Source organism: Dyadobacter frigoris (genome assembly GCF_005280585.1).
GTDB classification, from domain to species: domain Bacteria; phylum Bacteroidota; class Bacteroidia; order Cytophagales; family Spirosomataceae; genus Dyadobacter; species Dyadobacter frigoris.
Map to the genome: position 1 here is coordinate 1 of NZ_SZVO01000043.1, position 6,400 is coordinate 6,400.

Here is a 6,400-nt window from a genome sequence, read left to right on the forward strand (position 1 = left end):
TTTACATCAATAAAGGTGGAAAAATCAATGTGTTGGTCGATAAATCGGATGACAACGCAGCCACAACAATTCTTGTAAAAAACGAACAGGGAGATGTAGTGTACCGCGAAGTAGTTGCAAAAGGAAATCAAAAATTTGGTCGCCAGTTGAACGTTACGGATCTTGAAGCCGGTAAATATGAAATCGATGTTACTAGCAAAAACGAAACACAAACCAAATCATTCCAATTATCAGATCAAAAAACAGAACGTGTATTGACAATCAAATAAGCATTAGTTACCGAGTACCCTATTAGCCATTCATAAAGAAAAAAATTAGCCATACTTAAAAAAATCAAAGCCATGAAAACTTTCATCAAAAATATCGCTGTTGCTTTTGCACTTGTTGCTTCTTTCGCTTTCACTGCAAACGCAGATGATAAAGCCGCCAAAAAATCTACCGGTTTCGGTACCGGAATTTATTCTACAAAAGGTGGAAAAATCAATGTGTTGGTTGACAAAGTGAATCAGGATTCACCAACGATTTTAATATTAAGAAATAACCAGGGAGAAGTTGTTTACCGTGAAGTAATTGAAAAAGCGAGCCAAAAATTCGGACGCTCTTTAAATCTAAATGACCTTGAAGCTGGGAAATACGAAATTCAAGTGACCAGTAACGGAGAAACACAATCAAAAACACTCCAATTGACAGAGCAAAAAACAGAACGTGTTTTGACAATTAATTAACCCAGGCTCAATTACGCAGCCAAATCTATTAGCCAACATTAAAAAAACGGTTTCCTTTTCACGGAAACCGTTTTTGCGTTTCATCTTCTGCCTAAAAATTGCCGTTTAATCACAATTATATTTAAGTCCATGTCCTTTGTTGTCTGCCCATGCGACTGCTGCGACTAACCGGATGAAAATGTCCTGATGAGCCTGGGGAAATTCAAGCACAATCATTTAATCCATCATAATCACATTAGCCATGAAAAAGACAACCAAAACAATTATCGGTACCATCGTACTTGTTGTGATCACCTGCATTTCAGCCTTTGCAGACGAAAAGGAAGCAAAAAAACCTACCGGCTTCAGAACCGGGATCTACCGCTCTATTGATGGAAAAATCAATATCTATGTTGACCGCATTAATAAATCTGCACCGACAGTTATTCTGCTGAGTGACGATGGCGGACAAATTTTCTATCGTGAAATTATCAGAAATAACGATGCAAAATTCGGTCGCGCACTAAACGTGGACCAGCTCGAAGACGGACATTACACGCTTAAAATAATGATTGGTAATGAAATATTATCAAAATCTGTCTTTTTAGCAGAGCAAAAAGTACAACGTTCATTGAAAATTGAATAATATTTCCTGCCATTACGCATCCACTTCCCCAAGCTCTTTATTAGCCATGTTCATGTAAAACGGCTCCCAGAATACCGGAAGCCGTTTTTTTGCGATTTTCATACTATTTACTTTCAGCCACAATCACCGGCAATTCCGCCTCGATTTTCTCTCTTCTTGGCTCATACCATTCCGGTAATTTTAACGAAGTGCCTAATTCAGAAACACTTTCATCCACCGAAAATCCGGGAGGATTTGTTGCAATTTCAAATAAAATTCCACCCGGTTCGCGGTAATAAATACTGTGGAAATAATTACGGTCCAAAACTTCGGTTGGATTATAACTTCCCGACAATAATTTTTCACGAATTTCCAGCTGTGTTTCGTCACTATCCGTTGCAAAAGCTACGTGATGCACAGAACCCGCACCTTGCAAGGCACGAATATCTTTTGGTGATTCAAGCACATCCACATAAGAACCAGGTCCGCCGACACCTGCTTCAAATCTGTAAATTCCATTTTCCTCAGCAACCAGATGATGCTGCATCACGTCGGTTAACAGCGAAACTGTTTTATCAATTTTGTATTCATTTAATGAAACTGTGTAAGCACCACGGATCGAATATTCGGTTGGTATTTTCCCGTTATTCCAACCCGGACGTTTGTCAATATCATTGGCAACAAGCTCCACACCCATTCCATCGTAATCTTCAAAACGAAGATAAGTTTCATTGAATCGTCTGTAAGGTCCTGCGTAAGGAATGCCAAAATGTACTAACCTGTCCATCCAAAAACTTAACGAAGCCGTTGCAATTGAAAAAGCGGAATATGTCAATTGTCCGCCGCCCTTCCGGCCACGTACTAAACCAGCGTACGGAAAAAATGTAACAATAGAACCCGGTGAGCCTGTTTCATCGCCATAATATAAATGATAGACATCCGGCGCATCGAAATTCACTGTTTTTTTAACCATTTTCAACCCCAGAATTCCTACATAAAAATCTACATTTCTTTGTGCGTCGCTTGCCAAAGCAGTGATATGGTGCAAGCCGTTGATAAGATTTTCCATGTTCTAAATTTATATGTTGTCACATTTAATGTATATACATGTATTACTAAAACTTAGTTCAATAATCTCACAAAATAATGTTGAATAGTTGGTTTGATCAATTCATCGAACCTCGAATCTATTGTACAAATTACTGATCCCTAATTAATTCCTGAAAAATAAAAACGCCGAAAACCCTATATTCACTACTGACAAATAAGGAGATAGATGAAATATTTTTCTTTTAAAAATGTCAGTGACATCTGGCTTTCAAACACTTTTCTAAATCTGTTTCGAACATGAATTCTCGTCGTGATTTCCTTCAAAAGGTTTCTCTTGGTATTGGCGTGACAGCACTCGCAGGTTTGCCTGCCTCTGCCGCCGCTCCGTCCGCTCCTGTGGTACGTGCTGAAAAACAGCTCCGGGTTGCTATTATGGGGCTCGGTGGATATGCGAACATAGTGGCCGAAGCTATGCAGAAATGTACTATGGCGACCTTGGTTGGTGTCGTTTCCGGAACGCCTTCCAAAGTTGACACCTGGAAAAAGAAATATAATATCCCTGACAAAAACACATACAATTATGAGACTGTCAGCGAAATAAAAAACAATCCGGATATTGATATCGTGTATGTAACAACACCAAATTCCCTTCATCATAAACATGTATTGCAAATTGCAGCAACAGGAAAACATGTGATTTGTGAAAAACCGGTAGCAGATAATGCAAAACAAACCCGAGAAATGATTGCAGCCTGTGAAAAAGCCGGTGTTAAATTTTACATCGGATATCGCCTGCACTTTGAGCCTCACACCCGCGAACTTATCCGTATGCGTGAATCAGGAGAACTTGGAAAAATTATGCATGTCAACAATTACATGGGTTTCAAAAGTGGCGATCCGACGCAATGGCGTTTGAAAAAAGCATTGGCTGGTGGCGGCGCCATGATGGATGTGGGCGTGTACGCATTAAATGGAGCGAGATACTGTACCGGGGAGGAACCAATTTGGGTGACGGCTCAAGAAACTAAAACAGATCCGATTAAATTTAAAGAAGTTGACGAAACGATCACTTTTCAATTAGGTTTTCCCAGTGGTGTTATAGCCAATTGCGGGACAACCTATAACTTCAATAATTTCGAAAGACTTTATGTTATTGGTGAAAAAGGATTTGTTGAACTTAGTCCGGCATTTGGTTATGGACCAATAAAAGGCAGGACGAATGCCGGCCCAATGAATATGCCTGCGCACATTCCACACCAGACTTTACAAATGGATGGACTCGCAGATATTATTCTAAACAACAAACCTGATCCGCATATAACAGGACATGAAGGTCTAAAAGACATGATTGTGGTAGACGCCGTTTACGAATCAATTCGAAAAGGAGGACAGAAAATTTTTATCAATAAAGCATAATTTAAAACGCCCGGCAACAAATCGCCGGGCGTTTTGCTTTTAGAGTGTCCCGGATTTAATTTTTTCTTAACCCAAAAAAGCCTGAAACATAAGGATCAGGAAATGAGATACGTTAACTTTGCGGCTTCATTCAACATTCGAGTTCGTATTTCATTTCAATTGTTATGTCAGACCATATTAAAAAATTACAAATAGCTATTGAGCCGCTAAGGCAGCAAATTATCAATCATAAAGTTTATTCTGCAATTACCGAGCTTGATGATTTAAGAGTATTTATGCAGTATCACGTTTTTGCAGTCTGGGATTTTATGTCGCTTTTGAAAGCGCTGCAAAATAATCTCACCTGTACTTCTGTCCCTTGGTTTCCGGTTGGTTCGGCAGTAACAAGACATTTGATTAATGAAATTGTTGCGGGTGAGGAATCGGATATTGATCAAAACGGTGATCTGAAAAGTCATTATGAATTGTATCTTGAAGCGATGTTGCAAAGTGGTGCTGATACATCTCAAATTGAAAAATTCATCACTGAATTAAAACTGAGCAATAATTTAAGCACATCTTTTGAAGTTTCAGACGCACCGCAAGCTGCTCAGGATTTTGTCAATTTCACTTTCAAGATCATCAACAGCAAAAAGGATTATTTGCAGGCTGCAACCTTCACTTTTGGAAGAGAAGATCTGATCCCAAATATGTTTCATTCCATCGTGAGCGATATCAGCAAAACTTTCCCGGAAGAAGTTTCAATTTTCAAATATTATCTGGAAAGACATATTGAAGTAGATGGTGATCATCACAGTAATCTGGCTTTGCAAATGACCTCCAATCTTTGCGGAGAAAATGAAGTTTTCTGGAAGGAAGCAGAACTGGCTACGATTCAATCTCTTCAAAAAAGAATTGATCTTTGGGATGCCGTTTATGAGCAGATTGCCAGTAAAAAAGCTATATTAAACTAATCTGACCACATTTCATTGGCTCAAAAATCAGAAAAAATACATACCGAAAAGACCAGTTTGCATGAGCGAAACCTGCATAGGGAAAGGTATGATTTTAAAGAATTAATTACTACTTACCGTGAATTAGCAAAGTTCGTTTTTGTCAATTCCTTTGGAGACGAATCTATCGATTTCGCTAATCCGGAGGCTGTTAAAGCGCTTAACAGAGCCTTATTAAAACATTTTTACGGGATATCTTACTGGAATATTCCGGACGGCTATCTCTGTCCGCCCATCCCCGGGCGGGCAGATTATATACATTACATCGCTGATTTACTTGCTTCTGTAAATGGCGGAAAATTCCCTGTCGGGAAAGACGTCAAAATCCTGGATATTGGTGTCGGCGCAAATTGTGTGTACCCCATCGTAGGCTACAGGGAATATGGATGGTGCTTTGTCGGCTCTGATATTGATCCGGTTTCTATCGATTCGGCCAGACAAATTGTTGACAAAAATCCTTCGCTGGAAGGTGCGATTGATATTCGTTTACAAACTTCTTCCAAATATATTTTCAAAGGTATTATTCAGCCCGGAGAAATTTTCGATATCACGATTTGCAATCCTCCTTTTCATGCATCTTTAGCAGAAGCACAAGCCGGAACGAAACGAAAGCTGACTAATCTGGGATTGACAAAAGGGCAGAAACCAATGTTGAATTTCGGCGGACAAAATGCAGAGTTGTGGGTTGAAGGCGGTGAGGAAACGTTTGTCAGACAAATAATCCGCGAAAGCGCCGAAATTCCGTCACAATGTTTGTGGTTTACATCGCTGCTTTCAAAAAAGACGACTTTACCGGGAGTTTATGCGGAATTGAAAAAAGTAAATGCGCTAAATGTAAAAACGGTTGAAATGGCACAAGGTCAAAAAGTCAGCAGGTTTGTAGCGTGGACGTTTTTGGATAAGGATATGCAGAAAAAATGGATACATGAGCGATTTAAGAAGTAATATTTACGATAGTTTTTTTTGAAATAAACGTTATTCCAAAGCCTAATATGCCACCCTTTCAGGGTTTTGGCTTCGATGAGTTATCCCTATTTCTATAATAATGTCATCCCTTCGGGATTGTAGATCGTTAGAAAATTCAGGTCCAATATTACGTTTTGCGATTGTTGTCTGAAAATTAATAATCGATTTGAATGTTATATTTAATCAATTCTCTCCTCTCAAATCCTTATTCTTCTCAATACAAAATCCCGAAGGGATGACATTATTATAGAAACACAATTATGATCAAGAGCCTAACCCTGAAAGGGTGACATAAATTTCAATACACTTTCATCACGTTGCCAATTTCAAARCCCAWCATAATTGATRCAAAATCCCGAAGGGATGACATTATTATAGAAACACAATTATGTTCAAGAGCCTAACCCTGAAAGGGTGATATAAAATTTCAATACACTTTCATCACGTTGCCAATTTCAAAACCCATCATAATTGATGTAAAATCCCAAAGGGATGACATTATTATAGAAACACAATTATGTTCAAGAGCCTAACCCTGAAGGGGTGATATAAAATTTCAATACACTTTCATCAAATTGCCAATTTCAAAACCCAACATAATTGATACAAAATCCCGAAGGGATGACATTATTATAGAAACACAATTA

The 6,400-nt window shown here is 38.7% G+C and carries 7 protein-coding genes; 6 read left to right on the forward strand and 1 reads right to left on the reverse strand.

The features are described 5' to 3' along the window. The 3 genes from FDK13_RS35705 to FDK13_RS34980 form a co-directional block, all read left to right on the forward strand. Positions 1-269: T9SS type A sorting domain-containing protein (locus FDK13_RS35705; RefSeq protein ID WP_170983022.1), on the forward strand; the 269-nt coding region annotated here is incomplete at its 5' end. Positions 270-341: 72 nt separating this feature from the next. Continuing rightward, complete coding sequence (locus tag FDK13_RS34975) at positions 342-725, forward strand: T9SS type A sorting domain-containing protein (protein ID WP_137344646.1); 384 nt, start codon at positions 342-344, stop codon at positions 723-725. Between the two features lie 241 nt (positions 726-966). Then, positions 967-1,350, forward strand: coding sequence for a hypothetical protein (locus FDK13_RS34980; RefSeq protein WP_137344647.1), 384 nt, complete (start codon positions 967-969; stop codon positions 1,348-1,350). Between the two features lie 103 nt (positions 1,351-1,453). On the opposite strand, the gene FDK13_RS34985 is transcribed toward FDK13_RS34980, so the two are convergent. Continuing rightward, positions 1,454-2,398: a ring-cleaving dioxygenase gene (locus FDK13_RS34985; RefSeq protein WP_137344648.1), complete on the reverse strand. Its 945-nt coding sequence runs from the start codon at positions 2,396-2,398 to the stop codon at positions 1,454-1,456. Between the two features lie 278 nt (positions 2,399-2,676). Here FDK13_RS34985 and FDK13_RS34990 point away from each other — a divergent pair, with 278 nt between their 5' ends. The 3 genes from FDK13_RS34990 to rlmF all read left to right on the forward strand — a co-directional run bounded on the left by FDK13_RS34990 (position 2,677) and on the right by rlmF (position 5,732). Then, a complete protein-coding gene (locus tag FDK13_RS34990; protein ID WP_137344649.1) occupies positions 2,677-3,795 on the forward strand; it encodes a Gfo/Idh/MocA family protein in 1,119 nt (372 codons plus the stop codon). A gap of 164 nt (positions 3,796-3,959) precedes the next feature. After that, positions 3,960-4,748, forward strand: coding sequence for a DUF3050 domain-containing protein (locus FDK13_RS34995; protein ID WP_137344650.1), 789 nt, complete (start codon positions 3,960-3,962; stop codon positions 4,746-4,748). 15 nt (positions 4,749-4,763) lie between these two features. Beyond that, positions 4,764-5,732 carry a 23S rRNA (adenine(1618)-N(6))-methyltransferase RlmF gene (gene rlmF, locus FDK13_RS35000; protein WP_220417505.1) on the forward strand — a complete coding sequence of 323 codons (969 nt, stop codon included), beginning with the start codon at positions 4,764-4,766 and terminating at the stop codon, positions 5,730-5,732. Positions 5,733-6,400: the final 668 nt, after the last annotated feature.

Excerpts from the sequence above, each read along its gene's own strand:
- FDK13_RS34995 (WP_137344650.1), top strand. The coding sequence starts at position 3,960 with ATGTCAGACCATATTAAAAAATTACAAATAGCTATTGAGCCGCTAAGG.
- FDK13_RS34985 (WP_137344648.1), bottom strand. The coding sequence starts at position 2,398 with ATGGAAAATCTTATCAACGGCTTGCACCATATCACTGCTTTGGCAAGC.
- FDK13_RS34990 (WP_137344649.1), top strand. The coding sequence starts at position 2,677 with ATGAATTCTCGTCGTGATTTCCTTCAAAAGGTTTCTCTTGGTATTGGC.
- FDK13_RS34975 (WP_137344646.1), top strand. The coding sequence starts at position 342 with ATGAAAACTTTCATCAAAAATATCGCTGTTGCTTTTGCACTTGTTGCT.
- FDK13_RS34980 (WP_137344647.1), top strand. The coding sequence starts at position 967 with ATGAAAAAGACAACCAAAACAATTATCGGTACCATCGTACTTGTTGTG.